Below are 19,237 nucleotides of genomic sequence, written 5' to 3'. Positions count from 1 at the left end.
GGCGGACGGCGCTACTTTCGCAACACGCCCTGACGCCGGGCTTCGCGCTCCGGCTCCGCCTCCAGGAAGCGCCGGCGGCGCGGGCCCCGGTAGAGCAACGCCTCCCAGCCGAGCGGCGCCAGCGCCGCCGCGCACTCGCCGAGGGCCCGCTCCTCGTCGGCCGCGGCGCCGCCGCCCGGCGGGCCGAGCCACTCCACCCGTACGCTCGCGGGCCGTTCACCGGCGCTCACGCGGTACCCCGTGGCGGTCCGCCGCCCCTCGGCGTCCACCGCCGAGGGCGCCAGGCCCGCCGCCTCCAGCACGAGCGCGACGGCCCGCACCGGCCGCTGCCGCTCCCACGGCGCCGGAACGGACGCCGGGTCACCGGCGCCGGTGTGGGTCAGCCGGCGGATCTGCACCAGGCCCTCGAACGCGACACGCACTTCCGCCGCCCGTTCCCCGGGCGTCCGGCCGGGCACCGGACCGTCCCCGGTGGCCGGCTCGAAGCCGCCCCGGTGCCCGGTTCCCCCGTCGTCCGCCATGTCGCCTCCCCGCCCGCCGTCCGCCGCCGGCCGCCCCGCCGCCGGCCGCCCCGGCGCCGCGCCGCCCTGTCGCCGGGCCGCGCGCCCCCCAGTCTGCCGCAGGGGTCGGACAGGGCAGGGCCGCGCGAGCCCGCGGGAGCCGGCCGGTCAGGCCGGGAGCACCCAGATCGGGTTGGAGTAGAACCACAGGTCCTGCCACGGGTCGGCGTCGCCCCTGACGTCGCCCGCGGGACCCGCCGGGTCCACCGCCGCGCCCCGCAGGCCGACCGCCGTGCGCTTGCCGTCCGTGCCGCGCAGCCGTACGTACTGGGGCTCCGCTATCCGGCCCAGCCGGTACGTCAGCCGCACGGTGCCCGTGGACTTGCCGACCTCGAAGGACGTGGCGACCTTGGCCGTCGGCGCGGTGAAGGTGTCCCGGTCCGCGACCGGGCCGGTCACCTGGCCCCGGATCACGTCGACCCGGGCCAGCGTGGGGACGAACTGCGCCCAGTTGGGGCCGTTCGCCAGCGCGATCTCGATGCTCAGCTCGACGTCCGTACCGCGCTTGACGTGCAGGGCACCACCCAGGGTCGCCCAGCGTCCGCCGCCCTTGAGGCGGGCGTCCAGGCCGCTGATCAGACCGCCGTGGTCGACCCAGATCCGGCCCGCCCGCATGCCGTCCATGACGGCCGCGTACGAGAACCGCGCGGCGCCCACGTGCGTACGGCTGTAGTGGCCCGGCCAGTAGTCGTTCTGCGTGAGGTCGAGGCCGCTGCCGTAGACGGGGTCGGCATGCTTGCCGTGGCCCGCGAAGTCGTCGTCCTGCCCGCGCACGGACGGCTCGGCGTAGACCTGGTGCGAGTCGGAGTTGGCGGTGATCCACCAGGGCTTGCCCTCGGCCAGGAGGCTGTCCCACAGGCCGCCGACGGTCGCGGTCATCCAGTCGAAGCCGCCCCAGGTCCGGTAGCTCTCGGCGGGGTAACCGGGGAAGGAATTGGCGCCGGGGCCGTTCCCGTACAGACCGCGCGCCCCGCCCGGGCCCTTCGGACTCGGCAGGCCGGCCGCCTGGTGGCCCGGCGCGCCCTCCATGCCGACGGCGATCGGGTGGGCGGCCGAGGTGGCGTCGCGCCAGTCGCGGATCTCGTGGGGCGAGTCGATGCCCTGCCGGGCCGGGTGGTTGGCGAGCATCAGGGCGTCGTCGACCTTGCGGCGGCGGACCTGCTCCGCGAGGAAGCGCAGGCCCGAGACGGCCAGTGCCTCGTTGACGGAAGGGGACGGGCTCGGGTGCAGGCTGCCGTCGTAGTCGGTCTCGAACCGCTTCAGCACCTCCACCTCGTCGCGGCCGGGGTGCACGAACACGGTGGCGTGCTCGGCGCCCGGGATGTTCCACTCCAGGCCCTGGAAGACGAGCTGGTCCCGGTGGGCCGCGCGGGCGTCCTTGATGTCGGGGTTGACCTTGTCGACACCGATTCTGGCGTGGGTGGCGCTGCCGTGGTCGGTGATGACCATCCAGTCGAGACCGTGCCGGGCGCCCTGCCGCACCTGGTCGATGACGCGGTACTTGCCGTCACTGCTGTACTGCGTGTGGATGTGGTGGTCGCCGGCCAGCCAGAGGAAACCGTTGCCGCTGCCGCCGTGTCCGCTGCCCCGGGTCCGGGCGTCGGAGCCCTGGGGGCCGTTCGTGGCGTTCGTGTCGTTCGGCAGCGCGGCGGCCGGGGTCGTGCCGCCGAGGGCACCCGCGCCGGCGAGACCGGCGCCGAGCAGACCGGCCCGGCGCAGCATCGAGCGGCGGGACAGCTGAGAGGGTGACAGTTCGCTGTCCGGCACGTCGACGTCGAGCGCCGGGGGCAGCGGCCCTTCGGCGGACGGCGTGCCGTGCGAGTGGTCGTGCCGGTGGTCGTGCGGGTGGTGATGGCCGTGGCCCATGCCTGCTCCTCGCCGATGCCTGTGGTGACAGCGGGACACATGCTGGGGCGAGCGGGTGACAGTGCGATGACGGGCGGCCGTACGGCTCGTGTGCGCTGCGGTACCGGCGCACACCGAGTGGCCCGTACGCCGCCCACCCGGCCGGGCCTCGGGCGAACGGCTTTTCGGCACCGGCACGGCGTGGCGCACCCGGCTGTGGGTGCCCCTCCCGTAAACGTCTGGGGGACGGAACGGATCGCACACGGAGCGGAAAGGTCGGGGTCCCGACGTGAACTACGAACGCAGCATGCGCCTCGCCGAGGTGGCCGCACGCACCGACCTCCCGCTGCGCACCATCCGGCAGTACGAGGAGACCGGGCTCGTCGCCCCCTCCGCACGCTCCCAGGGCGGATTCCGCCTCTACACCGAGTCGGACGTGGCCCGGCTCCTGCTGATCCGGCGCATGCTGCCGCTCGGGTTCACCCCGGAGGCGATGCGCGAACTGCTCGCCGCGACCGAGCGGCTCGAGGGCCGCCGGCCGGTGCCCGCGGCCGAACGCGCCGAGGCGCTGGCCCGCGTCGGCGCGTTCGAACAGGCGATGGCGGACCGGATCGCGGACCTGCGGGACCAGCTGCGGCGTACCGAGGAGTTCACCGCCACACTGCGTGAGCTGGTCGCGCGGGGCCGCGGCTGACGAGCCCGTTCGCGGGTACGCGGACGGCCGGACCCGTCCGCGTGTGGAGCGCCGGGCCGCCCCTTCGCGCCGGGCCGCCCCTTCGCGCCGGGCCGCCCTTTCGCGCCGGGCCGCCCCTTCGCGCCGGGGGAGCTGCCCGTCGTAGCCGCCGTTCTCAGGAGGGGAACTCGTCCGCCGGTACCTCGGTCGTCGTGGCGTTGCCACCGACGGTCTTGGCCAGCGAGAAGGTCAGGACGGTGTACTGCGTGCCGCCGGTGACCGAGACGGTCCTGAACCCCGCCTCGTCGTCGAACTTCTGGAAGCTGCACTCCCGCGTGAAGGACTTCTTCGCCGCGTTCCAGTCCTCGCCCGAGGTGAAGTACACCGTGTACGAGCCGTCCTCGACCCGGCGCACCGTGGCACTCGTGCCCTTGCGGACGTACACGGTGAAGGCGGGCTTCTTCCCGCGCGTCAGCGACACCACGGCGTCCGACGAGGTGCCGTTGTCGATGGTGAGCCTGCCCAGGCCGCTCCGCCGGCTGTCCTTGACCATGGTCCCGTTGCCGAGCCTGCGGTGCTTCGGCTTCTCGGTGCGGGGGAGTGTGAGGTGGACGGGGTAGCCCAGCGCCTCGAGCCGGGCGCCGACGTCCCGCACGCTCGTCAGGCTCCCGGCCCCGCCCAGCTCGACACGCGGTGAGGTGGCGCAGCGGCCGCGGTCGGCCCGCGCGTCGTCCAGGCTCCGGCTCAGGTCGCGCAGGGACGAGGCGAGGCCGGTGTTCTCGACCACCGCGTCATCGGGGGTCCGGGCCGTCTCCAGCGCGGTGGCGGCGTCCGTGGCCGCGGCGGAGGCCCGGCCGAGCGCCTCGTTCAGCGCGCCGCCCTCACGCGCCCGGTCCACCGCGCGCAGGGAGCTGTCGAGCGGGCTCAGCGCGGTGTCGAGCGCCTGCCGGTAGGCGGCGGGGTCGACGGTCGGCGTCGGGCTCGGCGAGGACGAGGGCGAGGCGGACGACGCGTCGCCCGTCCCGTCACCGCCGGTACCCGCCGCGTCGCACGCCGCGAGTGACAGTACGAGCACCGCGACGGCCCCCAGCGCGGTGACCTTCCCGGACGTACGCGCACACGCTCTTCTCACCCTGCTGCCCCCCGATCCCCCGCCGACGCCGGTCTTGCGTCGAATGCCCAGGGTTCTCCCTTGTGAAGAGACTGTCAAGACTCCCCCGTCCAGTCGCTCACCCGTTCGGCTCGCGCTCTGCTGGCGGTGCCGGAGGCGCGGTCGTACGGTGAGAGGGCGACTGACTCGACAGGACCGGTGCGGTCGGACGGGCGGCGGCGACATGGCGAAGGACGAAGTGCCCATGACCGGGCTGATCTGCGGCCACCTGGCGGATGTCGAGCAGGTGACCCCGGACAGCCAGGACAGCTGCCCGGAGTGTGTGGCGCTGGGGGACACCTGGGTGCACCTGCGCGAGTGCCAGACCTGCGGGCACGTCGGCTGCTGCGACTCGTCCAAGAACAAGCACGCGACGGCCCACTACGGGGCGACGGGGCACCCGCTCATCCGTTCCTACGAGCCCGGCGAGGGCTGGTGGTGGTGTTACGAGGACGAGGTCGTCTTCGAGGTCGAAGGGGTGCCCCCGGAGCGGCCCCGGTGACCGGGGCCGCCCGGCGGACGACAGGCGTCGGCCGGCAGGGGCGCCGGCCGGCCGGGATCAGTAACCGGCGGCGGCGAGTGCCGCGTCGGCCCCGGCGCGGCTGGAGTGCCACTGAGTGGTGACCGGGTCCCACACGCGCAGGCCGTCGGGCTGCCCCAGCGCCGCCCCGGTGAACCGGGTGCCCCGGTGCGACGGGTCGGCCGCGACGGCGAGGCCGGCGACGTCGCGGGTCTCGTCGGCCTCCGGATGCACCGTACGGACCGCCGCGTAGGCGGTCGCCCCGGCGGCGAGCCGGTACGGCGCGCTCGACACCGGCGGTACGGGGCGCGCTGCCCCGTCCAGGTCTCCGAAAGTGATGGTGGGAACGCGGTCCACGGCGCAGGGGCGGACACTCGTGTTGGTGACGCGGATACGGAGCAGGTCCTCCCGGCCGGACAGCGACGCGGCCACCGACACCGAGCTCTCCCGGCAGGTGGGGACGGCCGACGGCGCGGCGACGGTGCCCGTGGTGGCGAGGGCGGCCGGGGCGCCGGCCGTGGCCAGCAGTACGGCCAATGCGGCCGCCGACGAGGCGGTGAGGGCGGGACGGATGCGCGTGACCATGGACGATTCCCCGTTTCGGTCGGTCGGTGAAGCGGTGGGTGAAGCGGTCGGTGACGTGGTCGGCGGCGGCACGCGTACGTGTTGCGTACGGCCGGCCGAGGCAGGCCCGTGCCACTCGCAGGGAAAGACGCACGGAAGGACCCGGTGGTTGTACGGGCCGCCTCCGTCGTCGCATCCGCTCCGCCGTCTCGGCGGCGGCACCACCTGGCCGAGGATGTGGCGGTGCCTCACGCCGCCGCGCCGTCCGCGGGCCCTCCGGCCCCGTTCCTCTTGCCCGTGCCGCCCTCCGCGCCCCCGCGCTTCCCGTCCCCGGGCGCGGCGTGCGCCGGTGTCACGTCACGGCCGCCGGGATGACGGTGCCGCCAGATCCAGAACACCCCGGTCGACACCGACGCCCAGCCCGCGAGCACGATGAAGGGGAACGCGTGCTGCGCGTCGCCGAAGTACACGGCCGTGTGCTGGGCGTTGACCGACGCGCCCGGCGGCAGCCAGCGGCCGATGTGGCCCAGCAGGGACGGCAGCAGCGGCCAGGAGACGGCCCCGCCCGAGGAGGGATTGCCCAGCAGCACCATCAGCCCCCAGGTCGGCAGCATCGCCCACCGTCCGATCAGGGCGTTGAACATGGTGAACACCATGCCGGTGGTGAACATGGTGAACGCCAGGATCAGCCATGACTCCACGAACGGCAGCCGGAGGGCGTCGAGCCCCCAGTCCACCACGGCGGCGATGGCGAAGGCCCCGAACAGCGCGTACGCGACCGTGCAGGCGACGCGTTCGCCCGGATTGAGCTCCTTGGCGTGCACGCTCAGCTGGATGGCGCCGACAAAGCCGATGATCACGGCCGCGAGCGAGATGTAGAAGAGGGCGAGCCCGCGCGGATCCCCCTTCTGCAACGGCTTGATGTCCCGGATCGTGACGGGCACCCTCGTGGCCTTCGCCACCGAGGCGGCCGTCTGGCCGATCAACTGAGCCACGGACGCGCCGGCCGCGCCGACCAGGCCGACGTCCACCCGCCCCGTGCGGAACGTCAGGACCGCGAACTCCTCCTGCTGTTCCACCGCGCGCCGCGCCGCCGCGCCACTCGGGTAGCGGTGCAGTTCGAGCGAGGCGTTGAGCCCCTTCTCCATGCCCGCCACGAAGGCCCGGGCCTGTGGGGTGGCGGTGGAGCCGACCGCCGCGGCCGGGATGCGCCGGGGGGTGGGGTTGGCCATGTTGTACGTGTACGAACCGGCGAACAACCCGGCCGCCGCGGCGAGGATGAACATCAGGACGACGGCCGGCAGGAAGGGGGAGGCGGTGAACGCGGCCCATCTGTCGGCCGGGGCCGGACGGTGGGCGTGCGCGCCGGAGGAAGGGGGCCGTTCCTGATCCGCGTCCATAAAAGCACCGTAAACCACGCATATCGGGCGTGCGGTGCGGGGTCGCTCAGCGGCTGACCGGGGGTCAGCGCAGCAACAGCTGCAGACCGCCGAGGACAGTCGCCCCGATCACCAGCCGCTCGAAGAGGCGTTGGTCGATCCGGTCCACGCACGCCTTGCCGAGGAGGGCGCCGGGGATCACGAAGAGCACCAGCGCGGCGTCCAGCAGCAGGGACCTGGCGTCGATCAGGCCCAGCCCCACACTGAACGGCACCTTGGAGGTGTTGACGATCAGGAAGAACCAGGCCGAGGTGCCCAGGAAACCGAGCTTGCGGAAGCCCGCCGAGAGCAGGTAAAGCGACATCACCGGCCCGCCGGCGTTGGCGACCATGGTGGTGAACCCGCCGAGCACACCGTACGAACGGGCCTTCAGCCGGCCGGCGCGCGTGGCCGGGCCACCGGAGGCGCCCGGTCCGCCCGGGTCGGTCGCCTCCGCCGTGTCGTCCGGGCCGGTGGCGGCGGCCTTCGCCTCGTTCCGCGCGGCGCGTCGCCGCCACACCGTCACCCCGGCCATCAGCAACAGGATCGCGCCGATCGAGGTGCGCACCGCGTCGTCGCCGGCCACGTACAGGAAGCCCGTACCGAGCAGCACGCCGCCGGCGACCGCCGGGAACAGCCGCCACAGCGTCGGCCAGTGGGCATGACGCCGGTAGGCGATCACGGCGAGCACATCGCCCACGATCAGGACGGGCAGCAGGACGCCCGTCGACTCCCGGGCCGGCAGCACGGCCGCGAACACCGCGAGGCTGACCGTGTTCGCCCCGCTCACTGCGGTCTTCGAGAAGCCGACCAGCGCCGCTGCCGCGGCGAGCGCGGCGAATCCCCACCATGTGATGTCCATGCGACAACCGATGGTATGCCCAACCAATCGGGCGGCTCCGGGCGGGTACTCCTCGCCGGGAGACGCCGGACGCCGGAAAGTCGGAGGACAGACGCCCGCCAGGGTTCGTAACCTCCTTCCCTGTGGCGCGGCGAACCGTGCGACCCGGTGCACGAGGCGAAGGAGCGAACCATGCGGACCGCCGGCCCGACGATCGTCGACGCGCTGTCCCGATACCGCGCGCGAGACCCCGCCGAGGCCGCCGACCTCGACCGGACCCTGCGGCTCGCGCGGCGCGTCGGGGACCCCTGGCTGCGGTCGCACCCGTTGCACGTGACGGCCTCCGCGCTGATCGTGCACCCGGAGAGCGGACGGGTCCTGATGCGCCGGCACGCGCGCATGGGGACCTGGCTCCATGTCGGGGGCCACGGCGACCCGGGGGAGACGGACCCGCTCGGTGTCGTGCGGCGGGAGGCGTACGAGGAGACCGGGCTCGACGACCTGGTGCCCTACCCGGACGCCTCCCTCGTGCAGGTGGTGATCGTGCCGGTCCCCGCCGGTGGCGGGGAGCCCGCGCACGAACACGCCGACCTGCGCTTCGTCCTGGCGACGGGCACACCGGACGCCGCGCGCCCGGAGAAGCCGGACGCCCCGTTGCGCTGGATGAGCTTCCCCGAGGCGCGGGAGGCCACCGCCGAGGACAACGTCCGCGAGGCGTTGTGGCGCGTGGAGCGGCTGCTCGCGGCGGCACCGGCCGACTGACGCGGTCGGCGGTGGGCGCGTCGGCGACGGCCGGCGCGTACGGAGGGCAGGGCCCCCACCGGCACGCCGACGCCGACTGTGCGGGCCCGTCGGCCGATCCCCCGCGCCTACGCGACGACAGGGGCCGCACCGCTTCCGGTCTCACCCCGGTGGGGGCTCCGGCGCCAGCACGAACAGGCCCGCCGCGCACGCGACCAGCACGGCCGCCAGCCCGATCACCCCCGTCGTCGTCACCTGGAGCAGCAACGCGCCCACGGCCGCTCCGGCGCACATGGCCAGCAGCGAGGCCACCTTGCGCCGGGGCAGGCTTCCGGTACCGGCCCCGAGGACACTCTGCGCGGTGAGCGCCGTGAGGGTCTGGGTGAGCACGGTCGTCGTCAGGTCCCTGGGCGCCAGCAGCCGTACGGTCGCGTTCTGCAGGCCGAAGCAGAAGCCGAGCAGGCCGATGACCGTCAGCGCGGGCCGCCCGCCGACCCGGAGCACACCCGTGCCGACCAGCACGGCGGTCAGGGCCAGCAGGGCGGCCTGACCGGCGAACGCCCCGCCGAGCCAGCGCCGGGGCCGATGGCCGAGGAACCTGCTGAGCTGCCCGCCGAGGAACGCGCCCAGGACGAAGGCCGCCATGGCCACCAGGGGCGCCACCACCGGAAGGCCGTACTCCGGAACGACGGAGAGGCCGAGGAAGACGACATTGCCCGTCATGTTGGCGACGAACACGTGCCCGAGCCGCAGGAAGCTCACCGCGTCCACCAGGCCGGTCGAGAACGTCATGACGAGGAGCGCCCCCACGGCCCAGCGCCGCGCCACGGGCAGGTCCTCGGACACGGGCCCCACCGTCCTCCCTCGGGGTTCGCCGGCCGCCGGCCGGCTCCGGGCGCGCGTTCCCCACCAGGGCCGCGCTCACACTCCGGGGGGCGCCGAAGAGCCCTGACGTCGCCTCACCCGGCCCGTCCCCATCTCACCACGCGGAGCGAGGCGGTACCGGCCGCACCGCGCGGCGGTGCGGTCCGACCGTGGCACGGCCCCGCCCCAGGCATGCTCCCGCCCCTGAGGCACCGCCGGTCATGAGGTATGAAGAACATCCGAACGGACCGGCCCGGTCACTCCAGGAACTCAGCGAAGGAGAACTCCGTGCCCCAGACGCCCGGACGTCCCGAAGTCCCCGTCGGCCAGATACCGGAGGCGGCTGCTCCGGTCGCGCGCAACTGGGCCGGCAACATCACCTTCAACGCGGCACGCGTGCACGCCCCCACGTCCGTGGCGGAGCTCCAGGACATCGTCGCCGGCAGCGACGCGGTGCGCGTCCTCGGCAGCGGGCACTCGTTCAACACCATCGCCGACACCCACGGCGATCTGGTCTCCGTGGCCGGGCTGCCCGCAGTCGTGGAGGTGGACGAGGCGGCCCGCACGGTCACCGTGGGCGCGGGCCTGCGCTTCGCGGAGTTCACCGGTGCCGTCCACCGGGCCGGGCTCGCCCTGCACAACCTCGGATCGCTCCCGCACATCTCGGTCGCCGGCGCCTGTGCCACCGGGACCCACGGCTCGGGCACCGGCAACGGCACCCTGGCCTCGGCGGTGCGCGCCCTCGAACTGGTCACGGCCGACGGCGAACTGCGCCGACTGGAGCGCGGCGACGAGGACTTCGCGGGCTCGGTGACGGCCTTCGGCGCCGTCGGTGTCGTCACGCGTCTGACGCTCGACCTCGTGCCGGCCTACGAGATCCGGCAGTGGGTGTACGAGGGGCTGCCGTACGGGCGGCTGCGCGAGCGGTTCGACGAGCTGATGGCCGCCGCCTACAGCGTGAGCCTGTTCACCGACTTCCACAGCGACCGGATCGGGCAGGTCTGGCTGAAGCGGCGGGCCGACGACGGCGGCCCCCACTCCGTACCGGAGACCTGGCACGGCGCCGTGCTCGCGGACGGCCCCCGGCACCCGGTGCCCGGCATGGACGCCGGGACCTGCACCGAGCAGGCCGGCGTCACGGGGCCGTGGTACGAGCGGCTGCCGCACTTCCGCGCCGAATACACCCCCAGCAACGGCGACGAACTGCAGAGCGAGTACTTCGTCGCCCGCGCGGACGGCCCCGCCGCCCTCGACGCGCTGACCCGGATCGGTGACCGGATCGCGCCGGTCCTCCAGGTCGGCGAGATCCGGACGATCGCGGCCGACGGACTGTGGCTGAGCCCCGCGTACGGGCGCGACACCGTCGCCTTCCACTTCACCTGGATCCCGGACACCGCCGCCGTGACACCGGTGCTGGCGGTCATCGAGGAGGCGCTGGCGCCGTTCCGGGTCCGGCCGCACTGGGGGAAGCTGTTCGCCATGGGAGCCGACCGGCTCGGAGAACTCTACGAGCGCTACGGGGACTTCGAGGCCCTCACGGCCCGACGGGACCCCCGGGGCGTGTTCCGGAACGCGTGGCTGGACCGGTATTTCCCCGGCGGACGCGACGGCAGCGGTGGCGGCAGTGCCGGTGGCGGCGGGCCCGAGCGCCGGCGCCGCTGAACTTGGCCGGATCTGCCGGGTCCCATCCTCCTGTCCCGCCCTCGCGGGCGGTCGGAATGAGGCAGTCTGCCCCTGTGAGCACGAACTCGGAAGAGGCAGCGGACGACGTATTCGACGAGGCGGCGGCCCGGCGCCTGCTGGAGCTGGGCGAACGGGAGGAGGCGCTGCGCCGCGAGTTCCCCGTGAGCGGCCCCGTGTGGGAGCGCACGGCGATCTCGCACTACACGGCGTACGCCGCGATGGTCCACGAGGACGAGGGCTGGCGGCAGCTCTTCCCGGCACTCCCGGCCGAGGAGGAGGCCCGACTGGACCTCCGGGACGTACTGCGGGTACGGGCGGCGGACGGCGGTGAGCTGGGGCCGCGGTTCGCCCGGGCGGCCGAGGCGGTCGTGGACGGCGAGGACCAGGTGATCATCGGTGACGACGTCTACCGCCTGGTACGGGTGGAGCAGACCGTCATCATGACCGACCACGGCCCGCAGACGCCGCTCCCCGGCGACCGGGAGTTCCCCGAGATGCTCGACGAACGCCCCGGGCCGAGGGGACCCGGCCGGCCGCTGGAGGACTGACGGCGCGGATCCCGCCGGCGATGCCGAGCACGGACGCCGGGCCGGGCAGGCCGGTCTCCGCGGGGCCGCGGGGACACCGGGACCGGCCGGACGCGAGTCGGCCGGACGCGACCCGGACGGAGGACCGGTGGCCGGCGGGCGGCGGGCGGCGGGCGGCGGAGGGCCGGCGGTCACCGCTGTTCGGCGTCCTTTTCGGCCTCGGTGGCGTCCGGCCGCGCGGGCCCCGCCGCCGGCCGCGCGGTGCCGCCACGGCGCGGCAGCCGCCCCCGGGTCGCGGCCAGGACGGCACCCGACAGGAGCACGGCCGCGCCCACCGCCTGCGTCGGCGTGAAGGATTCGCCGAGGAACAGGGTGGCGCACACGGTGTTGACGACCGGCACCGCGAACATCATCAAGGACGCCGACGCCGGGCCGACGGCGCCCACTCCGCGGTAGTACAGGAGGTTGGCGACGGCGGCGGCCCCGAGCGCGAGATAGGCCACGTTCAGCCAGAGCCCGGTCGGCAGGTCCGCCCACCGGATGCCGGGGATGTCGGGCAGGGCCGTCACGCCCAGCAGCACCGTGCCGGCGCAGGTGGCGAGAGTGGTGGCCCGCAGCGGGTCCACACCCGCCAGGACGCGGGGTCCGGCGAGCGTGTACGCGGCCCAGCACACCGCGCTGAGGAGGAACAACGCGTCCCCGGCGAGCCGCGTCATGCCGCCGCCCGCGCCGCCGCCCGCGCCCAGAAAGAAGATCACGGCACCTGCCAGTCCCAGCGCCAGGCCCGTCAGCCGCGCGGCGGACGCCCGCTCCCGCCCCGTCAGCAACAGGAACAGGCTGGTGAGCACCGGGCTCATCACCGGGATGAGCAGACCCGCGTCCAAGGACGGCGCGAGGGAAAGCCCCCAGAAGAACGCGGTGTTGTAGGCGAACACCCCCAGAACGCCGGCCAGGGCCGCACGCGCGGCCGCCCGTGGCGGCACCTTCGTCCGCCGGCCGCCCATCAGGAGGACCACCATCAGCAGGGCGAGCGCCGCGCCGCCGAAGCGCAGCAGCGCGGCCACCGTGTAGGGGACGTGCTCCACCACCGACTTGGAACTGGCGAAGGCACTGCCCCACAGCACCATGGTCACCGTCAGCAGCAGATACGGGTTGTTCGAGCTTCTCGTTCCGGACATGCCCCGACTCTGGCCGCCGGACGCCGCCCGGGTCTTGAACGCTGGTGCGCGCGCCATAATGCCCTCATGGCGACGGCGGGGAACCGGGTGCGGTACTGGCGGGACGGGGACCGTCCCGTGGAGGCCATGCGTGCGCGCTTCGTGGATCACGTGTACTCGCCGCACAGCCATGACACGTACTCCTTCGGGATCACGGACGCCGGCGCGCAGCACTTCCACTGCCGGGGCGCGGCCCACACCAGTGGCGCGGGGATGGTGATGGCCTTCAACCCCGAGGACGTCCACGACGGCCGGGCCGCCGCGGAACTGGGCTATCACTACCGCATCGTGCACATCGGCCCGTCCGTCGTACGGGACGTGACGGCCGACGCCACCGATGGCCGCTCCGGTGCCCTGCCTCTGTTCCCGGAGCCGGTGCTGGCCGACCCCCTGCTCTCCGGCCTGCTGGCCCGCCTGCACCGGGCCCTGGCCGGTACCGCCGACCCGCTGGTCCGGGACGAGCGGCTGACCGCGGCGGTCCTCGCGATGACCCGCCGCGGCGCCCGTTCCCCGTCGCCCGTGACATCCGCCCGCGAGCCGGGCGACGGCGCGCGACGCCTGGCGGCCCGCCGGGCCCGGGCGCTCCTGGAGGACACCTTCCGGGAAACGGTGACCGCCGAGCGGCTGGCCGAGGCCGCCGGATGCAGCCGGTTCGCCCTCTACCGCGCCTTCCGCGCCGAATACGGCCTGGCCCCCAGCGACTACCAGCGCCAACTGCGCCTGCGCCACGCCCGCGAACTGCTGCGTACGGGCGTGCGAGCCGCCGACGCGGCGGCCGCGGCCGGCTTCGCCGACCAGGCCCACTTCAGCCGCTGGTTCCAGCGGGTCTACGGCGTCACCCCCGGCGTCTTCCGCCGCGCCTGACCGAACCCCGCGCCTGACCGGCTCCGCGCCGGTGTGCCGTCGTACCGCACGCCGGCGTACGTCCCGGGGCCCTATCGCGGGGCCCGGATCGGGATCCGGGCCGCGGAGAACTCCACGGGCAGGGAGACCGGGACCCTGGTCCAGGGCGACAGCCGCCACGCCACCTGCTCGGGCGGGATGCACAGCCGCATGTCGGGCAGCAGGTGCAGGGCGGTGTTGACGGCGGTACGGGTGATCAGCCGGGCGGGCACCTGCGCGGGACAGACGTGCGGACCCGCCGAGAACGCCAGATGGGCGCGGTTGCCCGGTTCGCCGTGACTGTCGTCGGCGCGGATCGCCGGATCGTCGTTGGCGGCCGCGATACCGAGGACCAGGCAGTCTCCGCGCCGGATGAGGCGTCCGCCGAGCTCCGTGTCGCGCAGCGCGTACCGGGCCGGCATGTTGTTCATCGGCGGGTCCCGCCACAACGCCTCGTCCAGCGCGTCGTCCGCCCCGAGCCGGCCGCCGTGCAGCCGGGCGGCGAAGCGCGGGTCGGTGAGCATCAGCCGCAGCGCGTGCGAGATCCAGGCGTTGACCCCCTCCGTGCCCGAGGAGATCATCACCACCATCGTCTGGAGCCGTTCCGCCTCGTTGACGAGATTGGGGTGGTTGACGAACGCCGTCGCCAGATCGTCGGTCGGCCGGGCCCGCCGCTCGCGCATGATGTCGATCAGCAACTCCTCGACATGGTGGCTGCCGGCCTGCGAGTCACCGGCGCTGCCGAACAGCGCCGTGACCGCGCGGCGCAGTTCCTTGCCCTCCGCGTCGTTCAGCCCGAACAACGTGGCGATGGACAGCAGCGGCACAATCGAGGCGTACTCGCTCACCAGGTCGGCCCGGCCGTGCTGGGAGAACTCCGCGATCAGCTCCGTGCACAGCGATTCGACCCGCAGCCGCGTCCTGCGCTGATCGATCCGGGCGACACCGTCGTCCAGGGGCTGACGCAGCCGCCGGTGCTCGGGACCGTCGGCGCCGACGACGTTGGCCCGCCACGCCATCATCGGGAGCAGACCCGACTGCGGGGAGACGATCCCCTCGCCGAGGTCGCGCCAGTTGCGGGCGTCACGCGAGTAGAGCTGTTCCTGGCGGGTGATCGTCAGCAGTTCCCGGTACCCCATGACGAGCCAGGCGGTGACACCCGGCTCCAGCTCCACCTTGGCCACGTTGCCCCACTGCTCGCGCAGCTGCCGGTAGATCGTGCGCGGGTCGACCGCGCCGGTCGCCACGGACAGCGGGAGCAGCCCGTCCGGGGAGTGCGCGGGGCACCCCGGGGGCGGTGTGCGCGGCAGGTCGGCCGAGGGAGCGTTCCCGCCGCTCATGAGGCGGTCTCCCTCGCCCGGACGGCACCGACGGTGCTGGAGACGAACTCGACCAGGCTGATCAGCGCGTTCACGGAAGGGGCGCGTTCGCGCGCGTCACACATCACCACCGGTGTGTCCGGCAGCAGGTCCAGGGCACAGCGCAGTTCGTCGGCCCCGTAGCTCTCACTGTCCGGGAACTGGTTGACGGCGACCGTGAACGGCAGCCCGCGCAGTTCCAGCTGTTCCAGGACGTCGAAGCTGTCCTCCAGCCGGCGGGTGTCGACGATGACGAGCACGCCGAGGGCACCTTCGGCGAGCCCGTCCCACAGATCCCAGAACCGCCGCTGCCCCGGTGTGCCGAACAGGTACAGCACCAGGCGGGAGTTGAGGGTGATCCGGCCGAAGTCCATGGCGACGGTGGTGGTGGTCTTGGTGTGCATCCCGGCCAGATCGTCCACACCGACACTGGCCTCGGTCATCACCTCCTCGGTGCGCAGCGGTTCGATCTCGCTGACGGAGCCGACCAGCGTCGTCTTCCCCACGCCGAACGCGCCCACGACGAGGATTTTGACCGCCTGCTGCACCGTGTCGGGCAAATAGCGGTCAGCGGAGCCGACGGAGACCATCCAGTACCTCCTGAAGCAGTTGCGATTCGGGCAGAACGGCCTGGGGGATGCTGGAACGGGCGTTCAAATGCCCGCTGTCGACCAGATCGGAAGCCAGCACCTTCACCAGACTCACCGGCAGTTCGAGATGGGCGGCGGCCTCCACCAGGGACAGCAGCCGCTCGCACATCCGCACCAGGGCGCGTTCCTCCCGAGTCGCGGAGACCGGCAGCTCGCGCGGCGGATCGGCCGCGATGAGGAGGGCCTCGATGCCTACGGTGTTACGGGTCGGCCGCGAACGCCCCTTGGTGATCACATAGGGGCGTAACGCACTCGCCGCGTACTCACCGTCCGGCCCACTCACCGAGCCGATTCCCGTCGGGGCGGACTGCTCAGATTGCCGGCGCCGAACCGCATGACCTGCGCCTGCATCTGCCGGGCGACCAGCTTCGGGTCCACCACCGGGCCCGTCACCACCCCGAGATGCGCGCCGTTCGCGCTGCGCATGAACAGGAAGCCACCGTTGAACTCCACCATCTGCTGGTGAACGGCGCCGCCGTCCTCGCCGAACTCCCGTCCGAGGCTGCGGGCGAGGGACTGCAACCCCGAACAGTTGGCGGACAGCCGGTCGGCGGAGTCCCGGTCCATCCCGTCCGAGCTCGCCAGCAGCAGCCCGTCGGCGCTGAAGACGATGACCTCCCGTACTCCGGGCACCGCGGCCACCTCGGCGATCATCCAGCCGCGCTGCTCCGGATTTTCCACGTAACTCATGCTCAGCTCTGTCCTTCCGGGGAATCGGCGGTGGGAGAGGAAGGGCCGTCCTGGCCCTCGTGGGGAAGGGAGCCGGTCCCTGGAGCGGACCGGCCACCCTCGAAGAACTGTTCCATCCAGTCACCGGCCTCCTCCGGTGTGCCCGGCGGTGTGACGGCGGCGGGGGCCACCGCGACCGCGGGAGCGTATTCGTCTCGCCGCGAGCGGCGTTGGGGCAGTTTCCGGTCGGCGTTCCCCTCCGGGACGGCGGCCGGCCCGGGCCGCTGCCGGGGCGGGACGACCGGTGGGGAGGACACCGGACCGGCGGGGAAAGCGGGCGGGGGCGCGGCGGCCGTGACCCGCCTCGGCAGCACCGGGGGGCCGGCCGGCGGGAAGGGCTCGTCGGGCGCCGGGGCCGGCTGCGGCACCCGGACCGTCCGGTGGGCGAGCGGTCCGGGGACCGCCGTGCCCGCGGGGGCGAGCGTCTCCAGCACGTCCGCCGGTACCAGCACCACCGCGCGGATACCGCCGTACGGCGACGGGCCCAGGTCGACGTCGAATCCGTGCCGGACGGCGAAGCGGCCCACGACCGCGAACCCGGTCTGCGGGATCTCGCCGACCTCGCCGACGCCGAGCAGCCGGCGGCCCGAGACGATCTCGCGCGCCTCGGCCAGTCGGTACTCGTCCATCCCGAGCCCGCCGTCGTCCACCTCGATGACCGCCCCGCGCTGCACGGTACGGACCGTCACCGGCACGCTGGTCTTGGGCGGCGAGTACTCGGTGGCGTTCGCGAGCAGCTCCGCCAGCAGATGGATCAGCGGCTCCACCACCGACGGTGTGACACCGACGTCGGGGTCACCGGTGACCTCGACCCGGTTGAACGCCACGATCCGGCCGGACGCGGCCCGTACCACGTCCACCATGGCCAGGGGCTTCTGCCACTGCTGCCCCGGCCACTCGCCGCACAGCACCTTGAGGCTCTGCGCGTGGCGGGCCTGCTGGGTGGCCGCGTGGTCCACCCGCATCGTGGTCTCCAGCAGGTCCGGGTCGCCGGGATGACGGTCCGCCAGCCCGGTCACCGCGGCCTGGATCCGGTGGGCCGAGGTCTGCACCCGGCTCGCCAGCTCCACCAGGGCCAGCCGGCGGGACTCGTCGCGGTGCGCGACGGCGTCGGAGATCTCGGCGAGCAGCCGGTCGAACCACTCCGCCACCGCGTCGCCGAGCTGCTCCCCGCCGTGCAGGGACGGCGGGACCTCCGCGCGGTCGAGCGCCGCCGGGAGCCGTTCCTTGACGAGGTGCTGGACCTCCTCCCGGACCACGTCGGCCTGCTGCTCGGCGCACCGCGCCACATGGGCCCGCCAGTCGGCCTCGCGCCGGGCCGCCTCCGCCTCCCGCTCCCGGATCTCGGCCCGGCACCGCGCCACGTCGGACTCCGCGTGCCGGTGCCGCGTCCGCAGCGCGGACAGGACCGCGAACACCACCGGGGTCAGGGTGCCGTAGACCAGAGCCGGGCCGGTGGAGAGCGGGGCGAGGAGGAGCGCCGATCCGGCGAGTGCGGCGGGGGCGCCGAGCAGCGCTGCCGGCCAGAGCCACCGTGACTTGGGGAACGGCGGAGTGGCCGCGGGAGAACGTGCCATGGAAAACCTTCGGTTCGGCTGACGATCGTGGTCCGTCGGATATCGCCCGGAGAGCGTCACGGGGAACTCGCGGAGGAACTCACGGGGTAACTCACGGAGGACTCGCGGGGCCACGGACGACGAAAGAGCGATATGGCGGCTGCCGGGTGCGAGTGTGCCGGGCGGTGGGCTCTGTCGGTCTCGTCACGGCCATGCGACTTGATCATTCGATCAGCTATCTCTTCACCAGAAGTTGTTGGGGGATCGTATCCCCGGGACGAGCGCGCGGACATCACATCCCGGGAGTTGTGATACGGGAATTGACGCCCGGCCGGTGCATTCGGCAGAGGTCTCAGGGGGACGGAGATCGAGTCGCCTTTTTGTTCCCGGGGTGATGGTGGGTGGAATGGTTGACATGAGAATAAAGAGAAGGCAAAAGCCCCTGGGGAACGGCCATTTCTGTGCGGGGGCGCGTCCGACGAGTGCGAGGGCGCGTTTATGGAATATGCCGGATGGCCTCGTGTGCGGAGAAACGCGCCCCGCTCGGAAAAGGCTCCGGATCGGCAGTGGGGTACACGAATCACCGGCGGCGGGAAACGGAAAGGAAATACGCGCCGGCGCGGGCGTCTCCGCCCCGCGTACGGCTCCGGTCGCCGGTTCCCGGCCGCGTCGGCGCCGACCGGGCCCGCCGTCCGGCGCGCGGCCCCGACGCGGGCCGGCCGTCAGTCCGTCGTGACGACCGTGAACAGGCCGCCGTCGGGGTCGCGCAGCGTTGCCTCCTCGGGGAAGCGCGAGGCGGCCGGCGGATCGACGACCCGGCCGCCGGCGGCGGTCGCCGCGTCGGCCGCGGCCGAGACGTCCGGCACCCGGAAGAACACCCGCCAGCGGGGCCTGATCCGGGGATCGGGGGCGCTCTCGATCGCGCCGCCGCGCAGCGCCGCGACCGTGTGCGCGCCGTCGCGCACCAGCACCTCCTCGTTCTCGTAGTGGACCTCGCAGCTCTCCCGGTCCTCCGCGCCCCACAGCAGGACCTGTCCATAGAAGATCGCGGCGGCGAAAGCGTCGCGCGTGCGCAGCTCCAGCCACGCCGGCCCGCTCTCCCGCCCCACCGACCAGTCGCGGGCCGTGGGGCCCTCCCAGAGTCCGAACACCGCCCCGTCCGGGTCGGCCGCCAGGGTGGCCCGGCCCGGGGGCATCGCCAGTGGGCCGACGGCGACCGTCGCCCCGCGCTCACGGATGCGTGCCGCCGTCAGGTCCGCGTCCGCCACGGCGAAGTACGGCGTCCAGGCGACCGCGGTCTGGAGGCTGGAGGCGAGCGCGCCGATGCCCGCCACCGGCGCCCCGCCGGAGAGCGCCACGGTGAACTCCTCGCCGAGCCGGGTGGGACGGAAGGTCCAGCCGAGGACCGCGCCGTAGAAGTCCTGGGCGGCTTCCAGACCGCGGGCCATCAGGCTCACCC

Annotated in this window: 20 protein-coding genes; 6 read left to right on the top strand and 14 right to left on the bottom strand. The window is 73.7% G+C overall.

The window, feature by feature from the left end; all coding sequences use genetic code 11:
- Positions 1-11: 11 nt before the first annotated feature.
- Positions 12-521, bottom strand: coding sequence for a hypothetical protein (locus IG02_RS0100675; RefSeq protein ID WP_051764238.1), 510 nt, complete (start codon positions 519-521; stop codon positions 12-14).
- Positions 522-668: 147 nt separating this feature from the next.
- Positions 669-2,426, bottom strand: coding sequence for a PHP domain-containing protein (locus IG02_RS0100670; RefSeq protein WP_030740155.1), 1,758 nt, complete (start codon positions 2,424-2,426; stop codon positions 669-671).
- Between the two features lie 286 nt (positions 2,427-2,712).
- Between IG02_RS0100670 and IG02_RS0100665 the strand changes: the two genes are divergently transcribed.
- On the top strand, positions 2,713-3,099 hold the full coding sequence (locus tag IG02_RS0100665; protein ID WP_030740152.1) for a MerR family transcriptional regulator: 387 nt from the start codon (positions 2,713-2,715) through the stop codon (positions 3,097-3,099).
- Between the two features lie 154 nt (positions 3,100-3,253).
- On the opposite strand, the gene IG02_RS0100660 is transcribed toward IG02_RS0100665, so the two are convergent.
- Positions 3,254-4,210 (bottom strand): hypothetical protein, encoded by a 957-nt coding sequence (locus IG02_RS0100660; RefSeq protein ID WP_158712218.1) that lies wholly within the window; start codon positions 4,208-4,210, stop codon positions 3,254-3,256.
- 223 nt (positions 4,211-4,433) lie between these two features.
- Between IG02_RS0100660 and IG02_RS0100655 the strand changes: the two genes are divergently transcribed.
- The gene (locus IG02_RS0100655; protein WP_030740146.1) at positions 4,434-4,730 is read left to right on the top strand and encodes a UBP-type zinc finger domain-containing protein; all 297 of its coding nucleotides are present in this window, start codon (positions 4,434-4,436) and stop codon (positions 4,728-4,730) included.
- A 57-nt stretch (positions 4,731-4,787) separates the two neighbouring features.
- On the opposite strand, the gene IG02_RS0100650 is transcribed toward IG02_RS0100655, so the two are convergent.
- From IG02_RS0100650 to IG02_RS0100640, 3 genes are all read right to left on the bottom strand, one after another.
- Entirely contained in the window at positions 4,788-5,333 is a 546-nt protein-coding gene (locus IG02_RS0100650; protein WP_030740143.1) for a DUF4232 domain-containing protein, read from the bottom strand.
- A gap of 227 nt (positions 5,334-5,560) precedes the next feature.
- Entirely contained in the window at positions 5,561-6,712 is a 1,152-nt protein-coding gene (locus tag IG02_RS0100645) for a hypothetical protein (protein WP_078854072.1), read from the bottom strand.
- A gap of 64 nt (positions 6,713-6,776) precedes the next feature.
- Complete coding sequence (locus IG02_RS0100640) at positions 6,777-7,592, bottom strand: sulfite exporter TauE/SafE family protein (RefSeq protein WP_030740137.1); 816 nt, start codon at positions 7,590-7,592, stop codon at positions 6,777-6,779.
- Positions 7,593-7,763: 171 nt separating this feature from the next.
- Here IG02_RS0100640 and IG02_RS0100635 point away from each other — a divergent pair, with 171 nt between their 5' ends.
- Positions 7,764-8,333, top strand: a complete 570-nt coding sequence (locus IG02_RS0100635) for an NUDIX hydrolase (RefSeq protein ID WP_030740134.1) — start codon at positions 7,764-7,766, stop codon at positions 8,331-8,333.
- A gap of 141 nt (positions 8,334-8,474) precedes the next feature.
- Here the strand turns inward: IG02_RS0100635 and IG02_RS0100630 are convergent, their stop codons facing one another.
- Positions 8,475-9,158 (bottom strand): YoaK family protein, encoded by a 684-nt coding sequence (locus IG02_RS0100630; protein WP_030740132.1) that lies wholly within the window; start codon positions 9,156-9,158, stop codon positions 8,475-8,477.
- A 348-nt stretch (positions 9,159-9,506) separates the two neighbouring features.
- On the opposite strand from IG02_RS0100630, the gene IG02_RS0100625 reads away from it, so the two are divergent.
- Together IG02_RS0100625 and IG02_RS35775 are read left to right on the top strand one after the other, a co-directional pair.
- Entirely contained in the window at positions 9,507-10,838 is a 1,332-nt protein-coding gene (locus IG02_RS0100625; protein ID WP_051764372.1) for an FAD-binding protein, read from the top strand.
- A 74-nt stretch (positions 10,839-10,912) separates the two neighbouring features.
- Positions 10,913-11,407 carry a DUF5954 family protein gene (locus tag IG02_RS35775; RefSeq protein ID WP_030740127.1) on the top strand — a complete coding sequence of 165 codons (495 nt, stop codon included), beginning with the start codon at positions 10,913-10,915 and terminating at the stop codon, positions 11,405-11,407.
- Between the two features lie 170 nt (positions 11,408-11,577).
- Here the strand turns inward: IG02_RS35775 and IG02_RS0100615 are convergent, their stop codons facing one another.
- Complete coding sequence (locus tag IG02_RS0100615; RefSeq protein WP_030740124.1) at positions 11,578-12,564, bottom strand: DMT family transporter; 987 nt, start codon at positions 12,562-12,564, stop codon at positions 11,578-11,580.
- A 66-nt stretch (positions 12,565-12,630) separates the two neighbouring features.
- Between IG02_RS0100615 and IG02_RS0100610 the strand changes: the two genes are divergently transcribed.
- Positions 12,631-13,467: an AraC family transcriptional regulator gene (locus IG02_RS0100610; protein ID WP_030740122.1), complete on the top strand. Its 837-nt coding sequence runs from the start codon at positions 12,631-12,633 to the stop codon at positions 13,465-13,467.
- Between the two features lie 71 nt (positions 13,468-13,538).
- On the opposite strand, the gene IG02_RS0100605 is transcribed toward IG02_RS0100610, so the two are convergent.
- The 6 genes from IG02_RS0100605 to IG02_RS0100580 all read right to left on the bottom strand — a co-directional run bounded on the left by IG02_RS0100605 (position 13,539) and on the right by IG02_RS0100580 (position 19,226).
- Positions 13,539-14,795: a cytochrome P450 gene (locus IG02_RS0100605; RefSeq protein WP_030740120.1), complete on the bottom strand. Its 1,257-nt coding sequence runs from the start codon at positions 14,793-14,795 to the stop codon at positions 13,539-13,541.
- A gap of 26 nt (positions 14,796-14,821) precedes the next feature.
- On the bottom strand, positions 14,822-15,433 hold the full coding sequence (locus tag IG02_RS0100600) for a GTP-binding protein (RefSeq protein WP_030740118.1): 612 nt from the start codon (positions 15,431-15,433) through the stop codon (positions 14,822-14,824).
- Positions 15,411-15,776, bottom strand: coding sequence for a DUF742 domain-containing protein (locus IG02_RS0100595; protein WP_030740116.1), 366 nt, complete (start codon positions 15,774-15,776; stop codon positions 15,411-15,413). Before IG02_RS0100595 ends, IG02_RS0100600 begins: the two co-directional genes overlap by 23 nt.
- Positions 15,773-16,183: a roadblock/LC7 domain-containing protein gene (locus IG02_RS0100590; RefSeq protein ID WP_030740114.1), complete on the bottom strand. Its 411-nt coding sequence runs from the start codon at positions 16,181-16,183 to the stop codon at positions 15,773-15,775. Before IG02_RS0100590 ends, IG02_RS0100595 begins: the two co-directional genes overlap by 4 nt.
- Positions 16,184-16,185: 2 nt before the next feature.
- Positions 16,186-17,799 (bottom strand): sensor histidine kinase, encoded by a 1,614-nt coding sequence (locus tag IG02_RS41995; protein ID WP_199813927.1) that lies wholly within the window; start codon positions 17,797-17,799, stop codon positions 16,186-16,188.
- Between the two features lie 701 nt (positions 17,800-18,500).
- Entirely contained in the window at positions 18,501-19,226 is a 726-nt protein-coding gene (locus IG02_RS0100580) for a VOC family protein (protein ID WP_030740108.1), read from the bottom strand.
- Positions 19,227-19,237 lie beyond the last annotated feature (11 nt).

The organism is Streptomyces sp. NRRL F-5135, assembly GCF_000719775.1.
In the GTDB taxonomy this organism is placed as follows: domain Bacteria; phylum Actinomycetota; class Actinomycetes; order Streptomycetales; family Streptomycetaceae; genus Streptomyces; species Streptomyces hebeiensis.
The sequence above is the reverse complement of the archived record's forward strand: the minus strand, read 5'-3'. Positions and strand labels throughout refer to the sequence as shown.